The sequence below is a fragment of the Rheinheimera sp. MMS21-TC3 genome, assembly GCF_032229285.1.
Taxonomy (GTDB): Bacteria; Pseudomonadota; Gammaproteobacteria; order Enterobacterales; family Alteromonadaceae; genus Alishewanella.
The window spans coordinates 2652963-2670525 of sequence record NZ_CP135084.1 but is presented as its reverse complement, the minus strand read 5'-3'; the positions used below and the strand labels follow the sequence as shown (position 1 = coordinate 2670525).

At 38.2% G+C, this 17563-nt stretch carries 14 protein-coding genes; all 14 read left to right on the top strand.

Going from position 1 to position 17563, the window contains the following annotated elements; translation table 11 throughout:
* The 14 genes from flgJ (at position 1) to RDV63_RS12895 (ending at position 17554) form a co-directional block, all read left to right on the top strand.
* Complete coding sequence (gene flgJ / locus RDV63_RS12960; protein WP_313909925.1) at positions 1-1059, top strand: flagellar assembly peptidoglycan hydrolase FlgJ; 1059 nt, start codon at positions 1-3, stop codon at positions 1057-1059.
* Between the two features lie 50 nt (positions 1060-1109).
* Complete coding sequence (gene flgK, locus RDV63_RS12955; RefSeq protein ID WP_313909924.1) at positions 1110-3125, top strand: flagellar hook-associated protein FlgK; 2016 nt, start codon at positions 1110-1112, stop codon at positions 3123-3125.
* A 5-nt stretch (positions 3126-3130) separates the two neighbouring features.
* On the top strand, positions 3131-4366 hold the full coding sequence (flgL, locus tag RDV63_RS12950; RefSeq protein ID WP_313909923.1) for a flagellar hook-associated protein FlgL: 1236 nt from the start codon (positions 3131-3133) through the stop codon (positions 4364-4366).
* Positions 4367-4596: 230 nt separating this feature from the next.
* On the top strand, positions 4597-5445 hold the full coding sequence (locus RDV63_RS12945; RefSeq protein ID WP_313909922.1) for a flagellin: 849 nt from the start codon (positions 4597-4599) through the stop codon (positions 5443-5445).
* A 298-nt stretch (positions 5446-5743) separates the two neighbouring features.
* Positions 5744-6586, top strand: a complete 843-nt coding sequence (locus RDV63_RS12940; RefSeq protein ID WP_313909921.1) for a flagellin — start codon at positions 5744-5746, stop codon at positions 6584-6586.
* 62 nt (positions 6587-6648) lie between these two features.
* A complete protein-coding gene (locus tag RDV63_RS12935; protein WP_313909920.1) occupies positions 6649-7053 on the top strand; it encodes a flagellar protein FlaG in 405 nt (134 codons plus the stop codon).
* A gap of 34 nt (positions 7054-7087) precedes the next feature.
* Positions 7088-8551 carry a flagellar filament capping protein FliD gene (fliD, locus tag RDV63_RS12930; RefSeq protein WP_313909919.1) on the top strand — a complete coding sequence of 488 codons (1464 nt, stop codon included), beginning with the start codon at positions 7088-7090 and terminating at the stop codon, positions 8549-8551.
* Between the two features lie 40 nt (positions 8552-8591).
* Positions 8592-9026, top strand: a complete 435-nt coding sequence (gene fliS / locus RDV63_RS12925; RefSeq protein WP_313909918.1) for a flagellar export chaperone FliS — start codon at positions 8592-8594, stop codon at positions 9024-9026.
* Positions 9026-9322, top strand: coding sequence for a hypothetical protein (locus RDV63_RS12920; RefSeq protein WP_313909917.1), 297 nt, complete (start codon positions 9026-9028; stop codon positions 9320-9322). The genes fliS and RDV63_RS12920 overlap by 1 nt, the downstream gene beginning before the upstream one ends.
* 26 nt (positions 9323-9348) lie before the next feature.
* Positions 9349-12150 (top strand): 6-hydroxymethylpterin diphosphokinase MptE-like protein, encoded by a 2802-nt coding sequence (locus RDV63_RS12915; RefSeq protein ID WP_313909916.1) that lies wholly within the window; start codon positions 9349-9351, stop codon positions 12148-12150.
* A gap of 61 nt (positions 12151-12211) precedes the next feature.
* Positions 12212-12628: a glycerol-3-phosphate cytidylyltransferase gene (gene tagD / locus RDV63_RS12910; protein WP_313909915.1), complete on the top strand. Its 417-nt coding sequence runs from the start codon at positions 12212-12214 to the stop codon at positions 12626-12628.
* A gap of 28 nt (positions 12629-12656) precedes the next feature.
* Positions 12657-15008, top strand: coding sequence for a hypothetical protein (locus RDV63_RS12905; RefSeq protein ID WP_313909914.1), 2352 nt, complete (start codon positions 12657-12659; stop codon positions 15006-15008).
* Between the two features lie 27 nt (positions 15009-15035).
* A complete protein-coding gene (locus RDV63_RS12900) occupies positions 15036-16388 on the top strand; it encodes a glycosyltransferase family 2 protein (RefSeq protein ID WP_313909913.1) in 1353 nt (450 codons plus the stop codon).
* Between the two features lie 20 nt (positions 16389-16408).
* Positions 16409-17554, top strand: a complete 1146-nt coding sequence (locus tag RDV63_RS12895) for a glycosyltransferase (protein WP_313909912.1) — start codon at positions 16409-16411, stop codon at positions 17552-17554.
* Positions 17555-17563 lie beyond the last annotated feature (9 nt).

Genomic DNA, 17563 nt, shown 5'->3' with positions numbered 1-17563 from the left:
ATGAGCCAGTCGCCTAATAATGTGTCTTATCATGATTTAACCAGTCTGCAGAATATTCGCAGCAAGTCGAAAAGTGATCAGCCAGGTGCATTACGTCAGGCGGCTGAGCAATTTGAGGCTATTTTTGTCAGTATGTTATTAACCAGTATGCGTAAAGCCAGTGAAGCTTTTGAAGCAGAAGGTATGATGAATAGTGAAAGCACTAAGTTTTATCGTGATATGCATGATAGCCAATTAGCAACCGACTTAGCTAAAAATGGCAGCTTAGGATTAGCAGATTTAATGATCCAGCAGCTTAGCCCTGCTGTACAGAAAAAATCCCCAAGCGGTGAACCTATGCCATTATCTACTACCCGTACTATGGCATTACCGACAGAGCGGCAAGCTACTACTTATATGATGCCGCCAGTGGCATTAACAAGGCCTAGTATGGCAGCTATAAATGCCAATAAAGTGACATCAGACAAGGCATTAACAGAAGTAACGGCTATAGCGACAGCTAAACCAACTAAAGATGCACCAGAAAAGTGGCAAGTAGACAGCCCAGCTGATTTTGTTAAAGCACTATTACCAGCAGCTAAACAAACAGCCAAAGTATTAGGCTTAGATCCAATGGCGTTAATAGCCCAAGCTGCACTTGAAACCGGTTGGGGGCAACGGATGATACAAGGCGTTAATGGCGAACAAAGCTTTAACTTCTTTGGCATTAAAGCCAATAATGGCTGGCAGGGTAAAACAGCGCTAGTGAATACTTTAGAATATCGTCAAGGGGTGGCGCAAAAAGAACAAGCTAGCTTTAGATCTTATAGTTCACCAGAACAAAGCCTAGAAGATTACAGCCAATTTATTCGCAATAATCCGCGTTATCAACAAGCGCTGCAAGCAACGCAAGATACCGAGCAATATTTTACTGAGTTACAAGCTGCTGGTTATGCCACAGATCCAGCTTATGCCCAAAAAATTATGGCGGTATACCAAAGCCCAACTATTGAACAAGTGCGAAAGCAAGAGCAGCTTGAAGAAAATAACGCTCAAGGAATGTCGCCAGATGCCGATTAATAACACTAATGGGGCTGTAACTTTTAATCAAGCCTGCTATGGAGCCAAATATGTCAGATAATTTACTTAGAATTGGTACTTCTGCCGTTTTAGCTAATAGCAGTTTGCTAAATACTACCAGTAATAATATTGGTAATATTAATACCCCAGGCTATGTACGGCAGCGTACCGAATTTGAAGCCCAGCAATTTGGTTTAGGGGTAGGTCGTGGCACAACAGAGCGTTTAGTAAACGAGTTTACCTTAAAGCAAATGCGCCGCGATACCTCTAATTTAGCCTTTGCTAGTCAGTTTGTTAATGAAGCTAACCGAGTAGATGCCTTGTTTTCTAATCCAGCCAATAGCATAGCTACTGGCATGAATGACTTGTTTGCGCAAATTCAAACGGCTAATAATGATCCAACTCAGTTATCAAATAGGCAACTTATAATTGGTTCGTCTCAGGCCTTAATCGACCGCTTTGATGGCATGTCTAATCTGATCTTAGACCAAGAAAAGTATGTAAATCAGCAACTTGATATATACGTAAACGAATCTAATAACTTAATTAAGCAAATTGCGACTTACAATAAAGATATTGCCTCTTACGGTAAAGGTGCGACACGGCCGGTACCATTAGACTTATTAGATAAACGCGATCTAGCTATTTTAAAACTATCTGAAATGCTTGAAATAAGCACCTTAGATGCGGATAACGGCGAAAAGTTGGTTTTTATGGCAGGTGGCCAGTCACTTGTTGTTGAGCAGGGCGATTTTCAGTTGCTAGCCTTAAATGGCGAGCCTGATCCAAACCGTAAAGAATTGCAGTTACAGCTAAATTCAAAAAAGACCGTATTACGAGATGTAAATGTAAAAGAAATTGGCGGTAAACTTGGTGCTGTAGTGGCTTTTCGTGAAGAGATCCTTGACCCAGTGCAGCGGCAACTAGGCCAGCTAAGTTTATCTTTAGCTGATTCAATGAATAGTCAAAATAAACTTGGTATGACGTTAAGTGGTGGCATAGGCGATAATTTATTTACTTTACCCAGTTTTGCTGCCCTTAGCTTTGCAGGTAATGTCGGTAGTATTAACTATAATATTGAACCCGGAAAGTCGGGCGACTTACCCTTAACAGATTTTATGGTCACTATTGTAAATAATGGCACACCCGGTACAGTATTATTGGAAGCTGTAGATGGCAAAGGTAATGTGATCCCAGGTACAGATAAAACCATTACCGGGCTTGACTTCTCAACCGACGTGACGATAAATGCTGCCGACTCACCAGATGGGGACTTGTATGGTTTAGAAATGACCATTAGTAACAGTTCTGCAACCGGTGAAAAGTTTTTACTTAACCCATTAAGCACAGCTGCTCGCCGATTAGAGATGGCCACTAACCGACCAGAGGATATTGCACTGGCAAGCCCAGTTCGTGGTGTTTTTAATAGTGCCAATTTAGGTAATGGTCGCATTGAAGATTTAACGGTAACGTCAACTGATACCAGCCCAGCTCCATTTTTAGCTAATGCGCCTTATACGATTACATATTTAGGTAGTGATCAGTTTGAAATTACTGATAGCGCAGCTACTACATTCACGGCTACTTTTGGTTCAAATAATTATAATGAAATTTTAAAGCAAGCTGGTATTGCTGATGATTTAGGTTTTGACTTTAATATCAGTGGCCAGCCTAAGCCTGGCGATACCTTTACCTTAGAGTTTAATCAAGGCGGTATTAATGACAACCGTAACGGCTTAGCTTTTGCTGAACTACAAAGTGCCTCAACCATGCGCCGTAATGCCGACTCTAGTGCTAGCTCGGCAGCTAATAAATATAGCTTTAATCAATCTTATGCCACTATGGTAGGCAGTATTGGTGAGCGTACACGCCAAGCTCGAACCAGCGAAGAAGCCAACTCGGCCATTTTAGCTCAAACTACACAATGGTATGAATCTTTATCTGGTGTCAGTTTAGATGAAGAAGCTGCAAACTTAGTCCGTTTTCAACAAAGTTATGCTGCGGCCTCGAAGATTATATCAACGTCACAAACTGTTTTTGACACCCTATTACAAGCGGTGAGGTAATAATTATGCGGATCTCTTTTAATATGCAATTTAAGCAAAGTCTAAATGGTATCTTAGATGCGCAAAAAAGAATGTCGCGTGCAGAAGAGCAATTAGTTAAGCAAACCCGAATTTTATCGCCAGCTGACGACCCTGCAGCATCAGCAAAAGTGCTCGGTTTAGATCAAAACTTAGCACAAATAGAACAGTTTCAAAAAAACAGTGTGCTATTAAAGAATAACTTGGCGCTAGAAGAAACCGTGCTAATCAATATGCGCACTTCTTATGATCGCATTAGTACTTTAGCCCAGGCTGCAGGTAATGCTACTTATGGTCCTGCAGAGCGTGAAGCGCTTGCCTTAGAGTTAAGAAATATTCAAGCAGAAATGTTTGATGCCATGAATACCAAAAACTCTGAAGGTAGTTATATTTTCGCGGGCTACCAGGATAGAAGTGCAGCTTATGAAAAAGACCCTGTCACTGGTGAATATCAATTTAAAGGTGATGATGGCTTTCGTGCTTTGCAAATATCACCATCAATAAAAATGCCAGGTAATGATAGCGGTAAAGCGATATTTGATGATGTATTTGCTCGCTTTAAACCCTCAGATACAACTATTGTATTAGGGGGAGCCACTGCTGCAGGTATAGAGGTTTCTGATCAAACTAAATTTAATGCTTTTTATATTGCAAACTACGATAATTTAACTCCGGCTAATAATACCTATAACATCACAATTGATGCGGCAAATAATTATCAAATCTTACAAAATGGTTCAGCCTTAACGCCTGCAGTAACGGGGACCTTTGTCCCTGGAGAGGATATTTTATTTCAAGGTTTAACAATAAAAATTGATGGCGCTGCAGCGGCACCAGGACAAATAAACTTCGACTTACCGCTACCCGAAAAAAAGAATATTTTAAATACGTTAAACGATTTTATTCAAGTATTAGAAAATCCATCAGTCTCACGTGGAGCGGTTAATGAGGCTATTGCTGATGCTTTAGCCCAAACAGAGGCAAGTGCTAGGCGTATTGATAGCAGCTTAGCTAACCTAGGTGGTAGAAATAACGTACTCGATAGTGTGTTTAATAATAATGAAGACTTAACAATTAAACATAAAGAGTATCGGGCCGATTTAGCCGAGGTGGACTTTGCCGCAGCAATGACAGAAATAAAACGCCAAGAAGTGGCTATGCAAGCAGCGTCGTCTACTTTTAGCAAAATGTCTGCTTCAACTCTTTTTGATTATATCCGGTAAGTTGAATAATTCTACAATAGCTTTACTGCTTTACTCTGACCCGCTGTTAGCAATAACGCGGGTTTTATCGCTTTTTAGCCTCTTAAATTAACTACTTTTGCAAAACACGATAATTTTCAAAAAAATCCCTCAAGTTTCCCTGCATGCGTCCGATACATATTTAACACGGCAAGACACAGGCAATAACAAATAATATTGCCAAGAATAGATTAAAAAGCGAGGAATACATCATGGCTTTATTCGTAAATACAAATACATCATCTTTAAACGCACAACGTCAAATGATTAACTCAGGCAATGCCTTAGATACTGCCTTCAAACGCTTATCATCAGGTATGCGGATTAATAGCGCGGCAGACGATGCAGCTGGCCTGCAAATCTCTAACCGTTTAACCAGCCAAATTAATGGTTTAGACCAAGCATCACGTAATGCCAACGACGGTATTTCATTAGCCCAAGTTGCTGAAGGTGCTTTTGATGAAATGACAACTTCACTACAACGTATGCGGACTTTAGCGGTACAAGCACAAAATGGTATCTCTAATGATGATGATAAAGCTGCATTACAAAAAGAGTTTGACTCATTAAGAAAAGAAATAACACGTATTGCTGATACTACTGAGTTTGGTGGTCAAAAGTTATTAACAGGTGACTTTTCAGCGAAAGTATTAGTAGGTGCGCAAGCGACAGCGAGTGACTTTATTTCAGTTAACGTTAGTTCTGCTGTGACTACATGGGATGCAACCGGTTTAAGTTTAAATGCGTATGATTTAGCAACTGCGCCAGGAAGTGCTACGGGTGCTTCAGCCGCGATGGCAGGAATTGATGCTGCAATTAAACTTGTTGATGGCAAACGTGCAGATTTAGGTGCGGTACAAAACCGTTTCCAGGCAACGATTCGTAACTTGTCTAATGTGTCTGAAAACGTATCTAGTGCACGTGCCCGTATTCGTGATACTGACTTTGCTAAAGAAACGGCAGAATTAACCCGTGCCCAAATTTTACAGCAAACCAGTCAAACGGTTTTAGCCCAGGCAAACCAACGTCCACAAGCAGCCTTAAGTTTGTTACAAGGCTAATTTGAAATAAGCTGAGGCAGTGGGATATTGCAGTATCCCAGCTTCTTGCCGGAAAATGCTTCAGTGGAGTGACTCGCTTAATAAAAAGCTACCTTAAGGTAGCTTTTTTTATTTATATGCCCTAGCAATGACTATAGAGAAATTAAAATTAAAAATAATAAAAAAAAGCTAAAGTAAATAAATGCCATGCCGATACCCTGTATAAGCCAAGTTGCAGCTTGGTTAAATTAACGGGGAAACCCAACTTAAAATTATAGTTTTTAGTCTGTTACTTAAACTGAAAACTAAGGAGTGACTCATGGCCTTATTTGTAAACACTAATACATCTTCATTAAACGCTCAGCGTCAGTTAATGAATTCTGGCGGCGCCTTAGATACGGCCTTTAAACGCTTATCTTCAGGTATGCGGATTAATAGCGCGGCAGACGATGCAGCTGGCCTGCAAATCTCTAACCGTTTAACCAGCCAAATTAATGGTTTAGACCAAGCATCACGTAATGCCAACGACGGTATTTCATTAGCCCAAGTTGCTGAAGGTGCTTTTGATGAAATGACAACTTCACTACAACGTATGCGGACTTTAGCGGTACAAGCACAAAATGGTATCTCTAATGATGATGATAAAGCTGCATTACAAAAAGAGTTTGACTCATTAAGAAAAGAAATAACACGTATTGCTGATACTACTGAGTTTGGTGGTCAAAAGTTATTAACAGGTGACTTTTCAGCGAAAGTATTAGTAGGTGCGCAAGCGACAGCGAGTGACTTTATTTCAGTTAACGTTAGTTCTGCGGCTACATGGGATGCAACCGGTTTAAGTTTAAATACGTATGATTTAGCAACTGCGCCAGGAAGTGCTACGGGTGCTTCAGCCGCGATGGCAGGAATTGATGCTGCAATTAAACTTGTTGATGGCAAACGTGCAGATTTAGGTGCGGTACAAAACCGTTTCCAGGCAACGATTCGTAACTTGTCTAATGTGTCTGAAAACGTATCTAGTGCACGCTCACGTATTCGTGATACCGACTTTGCTAAAGAAACCGCTGAATTGACTCGCACTCAAATTTTACAGCAAACCAGTCAAACGGTTTTAGCGCAAGCTAACCAGCGTCCACAAGCAGCCTTATCGTTATTAGGCTAAATAAGATTAAGCTAACTGCAGTTTAGGCTGCATTTAGCTTTACTCTTGGGGGGGGGGAAATTATGAACAGTATAAACAGCACCTCAATGGTTACTAATCTTAAGCAAGATAATAGCCATATCAATGATATGAGTTCGGCTGAAAAAAGTGATAAAGTGGTTTCGTTAATCGAACCGGATAGTAAAAGTTTAAGTATGCCCGCAGCTAAAGTGGAAGAGCCATCGGATGCTGAAGTTGAACAAGCTTTATCCATAGTTAATAAGGCTGCCGTTTTTGAGCAACGTTCATTAACGTTTACTATGGATGAAGAATCAGGTAGAACAGTAGTAAAAGTAATAGATAAAAATACAGATCAAATGATTAGGCAAATACCATCTGAAGAATTGTTAAGAGTCTCGCAAGATATTAAAAAGTTGCAAGAGGAGATGGGACAGTCATTAGGCTTACTGGTAAACAGTAAAGTATAAGTAAGCTTTAAATTAATTAAGTAATGAGGTTGCTATGTCAAATATTAATTTCTTAGGTGCGGCATCTGGCTTGCCATTGAATGAATTAGTGACAAGCTTTGTTGATGCCGAGCGAGAAAATAGATTTAGTCGGATTAATAAAACTAAAGCAACCTTAGACGCTTCTTTGTCGGGTATGGGCAAACTTAAATCTGCTTTATCGGCCTTTCAAGATGCTGCTAATAAACTTAGTGGTGATAAATTTAAACAACGCTCAGTCACCATTAACCAACCCATTGAAGGTAAAAGCTTTATTGAAGCTACTGCTAGTGCTACGGCGTCAGCTTCTAGTTTTGATATTAAAGTAAATCAATTAGCTCAAGGCAGTCGATTAGAATCGGCAGATTTAGGCTATAGCAGTGCTGATAATGTAATCGCCACTAGTGATGGTAAATTAACCTTTACTGCTGGCAGTAAAAGCTTTGATATTGAGGTAACTGCTGGCATGACTCTAGAGCAATTACGGTTAAAAATAAATGACAGTGGCGATAACTTTGGCGTAAATGCCAATATCATTAATGCTGGTGGCAGTGTTGGTACTAAATTAGTTTTAAGCTCATCTGTAACAGGAGACGGCAATGATTTGGTTATCTCTAATGATAATGCTGAGTTAGATGCAATCTCTACGCAACCTACAGGGCCTACAGCAGGTTTAATCGCAGTTCAGTCAGCGCAAAATGCAATTGTTGAAATAGATGGTATAACCGCCACTAGCGCCTCTAATACCTTTACCGATGTCGTCCAGGATATCAGTTTAACAGTGTTACAAAAAACTCCTGATGGTAATAATGCTAAGCTTGAAGTGGGTGTAAATAAAGAGACAGCAAAAAGCAATATTAAAGCTTTTATGGATAGTTATAATCAGCTGGTTGATCAAGTTAATAATTTAACAAAAAGCCGAACTCTAGGTGCAGATGGTAAAACCGTTACAGGCAATGCAGGTGCACTAAAAGGTGATCCGTTGCCTTTTAATATGATGTCACAAATGAGGGCTATTTTGGGTAACACTATTGGCGGCAGTGATGATGAGATGAATTCATTATACTCGTTAGGCATAACCTTTAATAAAGATGGTAAGTTAGAAATAAGTACTTCAACTGAATATAGCGAAACTAGCGGTCAAAAGCGTTTTGATAAAGCTTTAGATGAGAACTTTGATGCTATTGGCAAGATGTTTGGTAATGAATCCGGCTTAATTAATTCTTTAGATACTTTTATTAAAGGCTTTAATAAGTCTGGAGGCATATTTTCGAGCAAAGAATCGTCAATTAATAAACAAATTGCAAATAATACTAAAGCTTCTGAAGCAGCTAGCCGATATATAGAAAGTTTCGAAAAATCATTACGTAGCCGTTACCAAGCATTAGATAGCTTATTAGCTGAAATGCAACGCACTCAAACTAATGTGACTGCAGCGCTAACAAGTCTGCCAGGGTTTGGTACTAATAAAAAGTCATAATGATATTTCGCAGGTTTTCTTTACAACGGAGTAAATAGCTATGAGTTACGGAATTAAAGCCTATAAATCAGTCGGAGTTAAAGATGATTTAGCCGTAGCGGATCCACATCGTGTGATCCAACTTTTAATGCAAGGTGCTTTAGAAAATATGGCTAAAGCCAAAGGCTTTATTGAGCGTAAAGATTACAGTGGAAAATCGACTACCTTATCAAAAGCAATGGCCATTATTAACTCATTACAATCATCTATTGATATGAATGTTAGTGGTGAAATATCTAATAACCTACATTCATTATATGGCTTTATGCATGAACATCTTATTGTCGCTAGCCGTGAAATGAGTATTGAAAAAGTGCAAGAAGTTATGGATATTCTTTTAACGATTAAATCAGCTTGGGATCAAATTTCAGTTGCAGATAGAGAAAAGGCATACAATATGCAATCACAAAGTTCGCAAGGTATTGGTGTGGCTTAATGGTAGACTTTACAGCTACTTTTGAGACTTTAGAGCAATTAAAAGTTGAAATAAGTCAGCAGATTAACTCTGAGCAGCCTGATATAGAATTGACGATATTTAAGATTGTTGAATATCGTCAGCTTTTGCTGAAAAACACATCCAATAACCAATTAACAGAGCAATTAAATCAAGAGCTAGAGTGGTTAAATCAGCAAGTAGAACTGATAAACGATTTAAAAGCAGATGTAATGGCAGAAATTAGCCAATTAAATCGTGCAAGAAAAGCTAATGCTAGTTACGATACGAATAAGTAGTTTTCGTTAACTTGTAAAAGGTGGTCATGTTAAACTCCTATCAAGATCAAATCCATTCCAACCCAACTGAGCAGGCTTTATTAGAGCAATCCTTTACTAATATTTTATCGACACAATTTAGCGCTAATCTAGATGCTTTCTCGCTTTATTGCCCAAATATTTTAAAGCAATTATCGGGTTATAAAGTAAACCAATATAAAATATTCTGTACCAAGCGTAATCAGCCTAATATTGTTGATTTAAATACTGGGCAAGCAATATATTCTATTGACCCTAAAACCGAAATTATAAGCGAAGTTCAGCAATTCAGAGAAGCAGCAGTATATATTGATTTATCAGAAAGCACTGATGTAAAAAAAATATATTGGCCAACCAAAAATTTATCAGATTCAAGTACAGTCATTTTATTTGGTTTAGGGCTTGGTTATCAAATTGAATTATTATTAAAGCAAAATCCGCCAAGTGTGCTGGTCATTTACGAGCCTGAACTTGATTTCTTTTATAGTGCTATGCAGGTTATTGACTGGTTAAGTATTTACCAGTTAGCTGAAAAGCATGGCACACTCATTTCTATTCAATTAGGCAGTGATGGAAACAATGTAGAGTCGGTAATTGCAGATTTAATTCAGTATAAGCTTGGGTTGAAAGAGCTGTTTATTTATCGCCATATAGCTCATCCTGTAATGGACGAAGTCATTAATTTTTTAATAGAGTCGGTAATTGATGCTCGCCAATTAGGGGTAAAAAAGACAGTATTTACTGGCTTACATGGGGCTGAGAATTATCTTCCGACAAGAGCTGAAAACATACTAGGTAATGCTGAATTATCTACAGAAGTTTGTAAAGAAACTAAGTTAAAGTTTAAACAAAATATAGCGGCATTTAAGCAGCATTATCCTAGCTTAGTTAATTTAATTGCTAATTATCAACCAAAACAATGGTTTTTTGTTAATCATAAGAAACGGCCGAACCTCTGGCATAAAAAACGTAATTTATTTTTATATAAAGATTGTTTGTTAGATGCAGAAAAAACGGTTGCAAATTTTTTTAGTAAAGCGCATCAAGATAACTTTTTAATTGGAAAAAATGTGGTGTGGAAGTTTTCACATTATGTGCATTATAAAAGCATCAATAAGTTGCAGAGTGTATTTAACCAAATGGCCACTATGCAGCAATACCAGGTTAATGAGCTTAACTCTTTAATTATCTTTGGTATTGGTTGTGGGCAGCATATATCTAAAATAAATCAGAACTTTTCTGTTAAACAACTATATATTTTTGAGCCTAATGTTGACTTTTTTTATGCCAGTTTATTCAGTTTTGATTGGCAGCAATTTTTTGATACTGCGACAAAACAAGAGCAACAAATATATTTAAATATAGGCGGCAGTGAAACAGATTACTTTGCTGATATTATGCAGCAGTTTTATCAGGCAGGTGCTCACACTATTGCTGATACTAAAATGCTACAAGCCTATGAAAACCCGTTTTTAACTCGCGATATTGAGCTATTAAAGCATCAACTTAAAGTGATTTTAGCTATGGGAGATTATTATGATGAGGCACGTTTTGGCATTAGTCATACCTATACTAATTTTAAAACTGGTTTTAATTGGCTAAAAGCCGATAGAGCTTTATATTCACATCATCCCACAACAGAAACTCCAGTATTTATTGTAGGCAATGGTCCAAGTTTAGATGACAGTATTGAGTACTTAAAAGAGCATCGTCATAATGCAATTGTGATTAGTTGTGGCACAGCATTAAAAGCCCTCTATAAACTGGGAATTAAACCCGATTTTCATACAGAAGCAGAACAAAATCGCTCTAGTTATCGCTGGATTACTCAAATTAAAGATCAAGCTTATTTAAAAGGTATATATGCCTTATCTATAAATGGCTTACACCCTGATTCAGCTGCGTTGTTTGCTGATGCATTTTTAGCTTTTAAAGATGGTGAGGCTGCTGCTTATATTTTTAAACAGTTATTACCTAACACAGTAGATATCGCCAGTATCCCTTTTGCTTATCCAACGGTATCTAATTTAGCCATAAGTTTTGCATTACATGCTGGGTTTAAGCAATTATATTTATTTGGAGTCGATCTTGGCTATATAGATGCTGATAACCATCACTCTAAACACTCGGCTTATTATAATCAGGACGGAAAAGCAATTTATGATTATAAAAAAGTGCACGGTGAAGGGATAACAGTAGAAGGTAACTTTAGGCCTACAGTCCAAACTAAAGTTGAATTTGATGTTTCTCGGCAGATCATGGAAAAAACAATTGCGGCTTATGGTGCACAAGTTGAAGTATATAACTGCAGTGATGGCGCAAAGGTTAAAGGCGCGGTATCGCTGCAACCTGCAAATATTTTGATTACAGAATGTAACGGCCATGTTCAAGAGAATCTACAGCACTTCTTAACAACTGCATTTTATCAAGAGAGTTTCTTTCCACAGACAGGGCAATTACTCACTGTATTTAATATTAACCAAGTCAGAACCAGTATTGAGCAATGGTGTGATTTAATTTCAACCGAAATAACAGATAGTACAGCTGCTAAACAACAGGTAGAGCAACAATGGCAATTATTTAAACAGCTGTCAGCTGAGCAGGGTAGTTTTTTATTTCCACTTCTGCATGGCAGTACCACCTACATATTAGGCCTGCTAACAAAATTAATATCTTTTATGACTGATAAAGAAAACTTATTAGAGGCTTTAAAACAATATAACTATGTGGTGTCGGTTTGGCATGATTATCTTCAAGCTGTTGTAGATGATTTTTGTAATGAGCCTTTAAAGTTAGATGAGACCAAATAATAAATTGTCAGTTTAGTTTTATAGCCGATAATTAATCGTGTAACACGGAGTAATAGCGAGCATGAAAACTGTAATCACCTATGGTACTTTTGATTTGTTTCATGTTGGCCATGTAAACTTATTAAAACGAGCAAGATCCTTGGGCGACCGGCTTATTGTTGGTGTATCAACCGACGAATTTAACCTGAACGAAAAAGGCAAAACCACTATAGTGCCTTACGAACACCGTGTAAAAGTGCTGGCAAGCTGTCGCTACGTCGACTTGGTTATTCCTGAACACAGCTGGCAGCAGAAGATTGATGACATTAGAAAATACCAGGTTAATACTTTCGTTATGGGCGATGACTGGCAGGGAAAATTTGATGAGCTTAGCGCTTTGTGTGAGGTAAAGTATCTGCCAAGAACACAAAATATCTCATCTACGTCAATAAAGCAGGCTATGTCGGTTTTACTGCAACTCAATAGAGAGTTGCAATAATTTTATCTTGGATGGTAAGGAACGTTGTATGAGCGGGACGGTATTTCATTGGTCTTTACTACCGGATCTTAAAAACGTTGATGTTTTCAATTACGAACTGGTATCACTAGATATTTTCGATACTATTTTGCACCGAGCGGTAAAGGTACCACAGGATATCTTTTTGGAAGTGGGCCGCAGAGCGATTGCTGAAGGTTTGCTGGATAGCAGCATGACGGCGACAGAATTCGCCCTAATCCGGATTGAGATGGAGAAAGTAGCCCGAAAAACTAAAGCTAAGCAGGAAAACACTACCGAAGTTTCTTTCGCTGAGATATGGCAACAGGCTCCAGTGTATTTGTTGCAGAGCGATAAAATTGCGGAGTTAGAATTAAATGTCGAGTTAGAGTTTTCATTCCCCAACCCTTATTTACTATCTTTGCTTGATGATCTTAGACAAAATGGCAAATTTATTGCTTTTACCAGTGATACTTATTTTGATCGGCAGTTTATTTTAAGGATGTTTGCAAAGGCGGCTATTGCTGTGAACGATGCCGAACTGCTGCTTTCTTGTGAGCATAAGCTGAATAAAGCAACAGGCAAATTGTTTACCGTACTGTTTCAACGCTACCCTGATGTACTGCCCCAATGCATTTTGCATCTGGGGGATAACCTAGTATCTGATACAGTGCAGGCGCAGCGTTTCGGTATTACTTCATTGTATCTTGGGGGTATTCATAGAGAAACAGCACTAACCCAGCGCCATTTAGTATTAGGCAATGCGACGAAGGAGAACCCTTTATCTACTCTTTATCGTTTGGGTAATCTCAGAGAACCGGCAAAAAATAATTTTTTCAGACATTTCGGTGCTGCACTCTATGGGCCCGTGCTGGCTGGTTTCTGTTTATGGGTTGTGGTAGATGCACACCGCAGAGGTGTAAAGCTACTGTGCCCTATTATGCGTGAGGCGATAATATTTACACCTTTATTAAGGGCTGCGGCGTCAGCTTTAAAGTTGGATATTCAGGTGAAAGATTTTTATATATCTCGCAGTGCTGCATTTTTACCGGCTATGCAAAAACTGGATAAAGATGCGATTAATCACTTTTCTTTGCGTCGCAATTACACTTTAAAAGATTTAGTGAATGAGTTAAAGCTACCTGACTTACCTGAAAATTTAAGTGTACAGGAGAATTCGTTATTAATCAGCGCTATTGAACAGGATGATTTGCAGCAATATTTATATTCTAATGAGGTACAGGCTGCGGCCGAACAAGCAAGCACAAATGCCAGAGAACTATTGTTGCAATATACCAAAGATATATTTGGTTCTGCACAACAGGTGGCTATGATCGACATTGGCGCAAGAGGGAACACCACAAACTGGCTCAACAAATGTCTTGCTGGCACATCGCCAATAACGATGAATTATTTAATGTTTTCAATTCCATCGATGGCTAAAAATGCGTTAACAGTGCCTTATCTAACCTATTTTCCAGTAACACAAGAGAATATTACAAGGCAAAAGCAGATTACGTTTAGTCCTGAAGTATTAGAAATACTACTTACTGGCAGAAATAGCACTACAACAGGTTATGAGTTATCAGATTCAGGCAAGGTGACCCCTAAAACTTCCAGAGTGTTTATCTGTGAGGCACAAGATGAAAGTCTTTCACATTTTGAACAAGGGGTGTTCATAGCATCAAGGCATCTAAGTCATATGCTAAATTATGTAAGTCCAGAAATATTAACCAATATGGATTGCAGAGCGATGGCATTACAAGAAATTTATACTTTGCTTGAGTTGCCGACTTATACCGAAGCCTCTTTGCTTGGCAAATTATTGTTTGACGATAACGCCGGCGTGAATAATTACTCAACAATATGCTCACAGAACGACTTTAACAAACTAAACAGCAAAGGACCCGAGAGGTTTATGTTGGATGTGCAGCATAATCGCGGTTACAGAGGGGAAAATGGTACTAAATGGCCGCAGGCGGTCGTAACGTGCCAATTTCCTCAATGGTTGATGCAGCGCTATTTAGATTGCTTTAATGATACTGATTTTCAGTTGCTCTGTGTTACTTTAGTCAGCAAAGTGAAAGCAGAAAATTTTTCTAAGGTGGTTATTTACGGTGGCGGCCAACTTGGCTATCAGATGATTGACACGGCGATGATGATGGGATTAGAAGTTCAAGCTGTAGTAGACAGTAACCCTGCATTGCATGGGCTTAGTGTAAATGGTTATCCGATTATGTCGTTAAATGACGCTTTCAGTCTTTACGATCATTGCTATCTCGTTGCATCAGCAGCTTTTGCGTCAGATATTACCCAAGTTATCAAAGAATACTACAAGAGAGTTGGTAGAAAAGACGTTAGCATTTTTTCTGTTGCTGGCTGATATAGGAATCAACGAGGACAGGGTGTTATGATGATTGATCTGAACCTATTTAAAGTAAGCATTATTATCCCCTGCTTTAATCATAATGACTTACTAGACAGATGTTTGGCATCTATAGAAAAGCAAACACATAAAAATATAGAAGTTATTATCATTGATGATGGAAGTTATACGCCTGTTACTTTATCAAGGCGTTATGCTATTAAGGATGTTGCTGTTATCCGGCAAGAAAATTCTGGATTATCTTCTGCAAGAAATCGAGGAATAAAAGCTGTTTCTGGCAGTTATATCAAATTTCTCGACGCAGATGATGAGTTACTGCCCCAATGCATCGAAGAACAGTTAACCATGCTTGTGGCGACTCAAGGTAATGTTATTAACGTATGTGGATTTATAGAAAAATATGAATCTCATGAAGTCGATATTATACCCGCTTTTTCCGATCCCATAGATGCACTGATCAATTTCAATATAGGCCCACCGCACTGTTATTTTTTTCCAAAAAAAGCACTAGAAGAAGGCGTTTTGTTCTCGACAGAATCTAAAGTTGATGGCGGCCATGAAGATTATGATTTTATTTTCAGGATAGCATTGAGTGGATATCGCTTTTCTACCTTGCATAATCCTTTGGTGATTTATCATAAATCAGAACATTCTATGTCGACTAATCAGGATGAAATGCAAAGAACATTAATTTTAGTTTGGGTTGACATTATTTCTGCCTTACTAAAAGATAAATTCGAAAAGTATATTCTAAGCCGAAAAAACATTTTTTGTATTATAGTTAAATATTTTGAGCTGGTATCTACTTCTCCAAAAGAGCTTATTAATGATTTAACGGCGTTACAACCCGAATTGCTAGTGTCGCTTGAACAGATGGCAGGCTATATTTCAGGGGAAGAAAAAGATCGATTACTTACTTTGTCTGGTAAATATGTTTGTCTAAATAAATTTCATGAAATTTTGATTGGTTTACCTGTAGGAAAGATGCCTTTGAGGCCGCCGCATCGGCACCGTGTCAATGATGTAGATTATTTTTTTTATGGTTTTTACAGCTCCCTGGCTGCAAGATTTTATGATGATTCTTTGTTAGAGGTTATTGATTACACCATTCAGCATGAGCATTTTTCTATCTATGGTGCTGGTGCATTAGGGCAGCGGTTAGTGTTTTTGCTAAACAAAATAGGTAAAAAACCCGATTATATTATAGATAAAAAGCTTATTAATCAGACGCTGTTTGGTATTCCTTGTATTACGTCTGAATCTGATTGTACCGACAAAATTCAAAATATCATTATTGCTAGTCGAGCATACCGGGAAGAAATTCGTAGAGAAATTGGACGAAATTTTGCAAACATAAAAACGATTATTGATATGTAGATTTTTAAGGACCAGGCTATATGAAAAAAAAAATAGGTCTAGTGGTGAATGTAAATTTGCAGACTAAAGGAATGCTTGGGATAAAGAATAAAACTATAGGGCAAGCAAAAGGCTTTTCCTCGAATGGAGTTATTGTTTCTTTGTTTTGTTGCGATGGCCCTGCGCTAGTCCGGCTATTATTTCTGGATGGTCAACTTACTAAAACTGAAGTGCTTTTACCCGCTATTAAACCTCTTACTTTTTTTTCAGAGCTGGCAACGCTGTTTTCTGAAAAAAGCTATAGTAATGATTATTGGTATTTCAGATATATACCGATGATGGATGACAAAATGGTGTTATGCGCCGAAAAATGCAGCACTGCAACTAGTAAAGTTTTTTTTGAAGTACCTACGTTCCCGTATCATAAAGAACTCAGTACCGAATGGGCTGAAACTGATAGGTTATTACAAGATAAGTTGCAGCCTTATGTAAGCGGGGTTTTCTCCCCATCGTTTACTGAAAATAATAGTATTTTTCTTGGGCATAAAATTAAAAAAATTTCTAATGGTGTAGACTTCGACTTAATTCCGCCACTTGAAAAACAAAAGGATACGACAGCTTTTTGCTTGATTGGTGTAGGCTGGATATCCAATTGGCATGGATATGACAGAGTTATAAAATCCATACCCGAATTTATCTCCAAGCATCCTGACATTCGGTTTTGTTTTTATATTGTCGGTGACGGACCAGCCAAAATCAATCTCCAGCAACTTGTAGAATCTTTAGGGTTGGGCGCTTACATCTGTTTTACTGGTGCGCTTACAGGAAAAGCACTAGATGATATATATAAGCAATGTTCGCTTGGCGTGGCAAGTCTTGGGTTGCATCGTCTTGATCCGAACGGCACATTTGAAGTTCTAAAAGTAAGGGAGTATCTTGCTCGCGGTTTCCCTATGTTAATTAGTCATAACGATTCTTTCGACTATAGCCGTTTCCCTGGATTATATAGAACCAATGGAGACGAAGGCTTTGTTAATTTAAGTTTTTTTTATCAAAAGGTTAGGTTATTTTGGCAAAGCGAAGGACCGGAAGTTCATGCCTTTTCTGCCAAAGAAATTTTCTCCTATAAAGAAATAACAAAAAATATACTGTCATTTATGGCTGAAGCAGGGGAAAGAGCATCATGATATTGCATG

Excerpts from the sequence above, each read along its gene's own strand:
- flgL (WP_313909923.1), top strand. The coding sequence starts at position 3,131 with ATGCGGATCTCTTTTAATATGCAATTTAAGCAAAGTCTAAATGGTATC.
- RDV63_RS12935 (WP_313909920.1), top strand. The coding sequence starts at position 6,649 with ATGAACAGTATAAACAGCACCTCAATGGTTACTAATCTTAAGCAAGAT.
- RDV63_RS12895 (WP_313909912.1), top strand. The coding sequence starts at position 16,409 with ATGAAAAAAAAAATAGGTCTAGTGGTGAATGTAAATTTGCAGACTAAA.
- RDV63_RS12900 (WP_313909913.1), top strand. The coding sequence starts at position 15,036 with ATGATGATTGATCTGAACCTATTTAAAGTAAGCATTATTATCCCCTGC.
- tagD (WP_313909915.1), top strand. The coding sequence starts at position 12,212 with ATGAAAACTGTAATCACCTATGGTACTTTTGATTTGTTTCATGTTGGC.
- fliD (WP_313909919.1), top strand. The coding sequence starts at position 7,088 with ATGTCAAATATTAATTTCTTAGGTGCGGCATCTGGCTTGCCATTGAAT.
- RDV63_RS12920 (WP_313909917.1), top strand. The coding sequence starts at position 9,026 with ATGGTAGACTTTACAGCTACTTTTGAGACTTTAGAGCAATTAAAAGTT.
- RDV63_RS12915 (WP_313909916.1), top strand. The coding sequence starts at position 9,349 with ATGTTAAACTCCTATCAAGATCAAATCCATTCCAACCCAACTGAGCAG.
- flgK (WP_313909924.1), top strand. The coding sequence starts at position 1,110 with ATGTCAGATAATTTACTTAGAATTGGTACTTCTGCCGTTTTAGCTAAT.
- RDV63_RS12940 (WP_313909921.1), top strand. The coding sequence starts at position 5,744 with ATGGCCTTATTTGTAAACACTAATACATCTTCATTAAACGCTCAGCGT.
- fliS (WP_313909918.1), top strand. The coding sequence starts at position 8,592 with ATGAGTTACGGAATTAAAGCCTATAAATCAGTCGGAGTTAAAGATGAT.
- RDV63_RS12905 (WP_313909914.1), top strand. The coding sequence starts at position 12,657 with ATGAGCGGGACGGTATTTCATTGGTCTTTACTACCGGATCTTAAAAAC.
- flgJ (WP_313909925.1), top strand. The coding sequence starts at position 1 with ATGAGCCAGTCGCCTAATAATGTGTCTTATCATGATTTAACCAGTCTG.
- RDV63_RS12945 (WP_313909922.1), top strand. The coding sequence starts at position 4,597 with ATGGCTTTATTCGTAAATACAAATACATCATCTTTAAACGCACAACGT.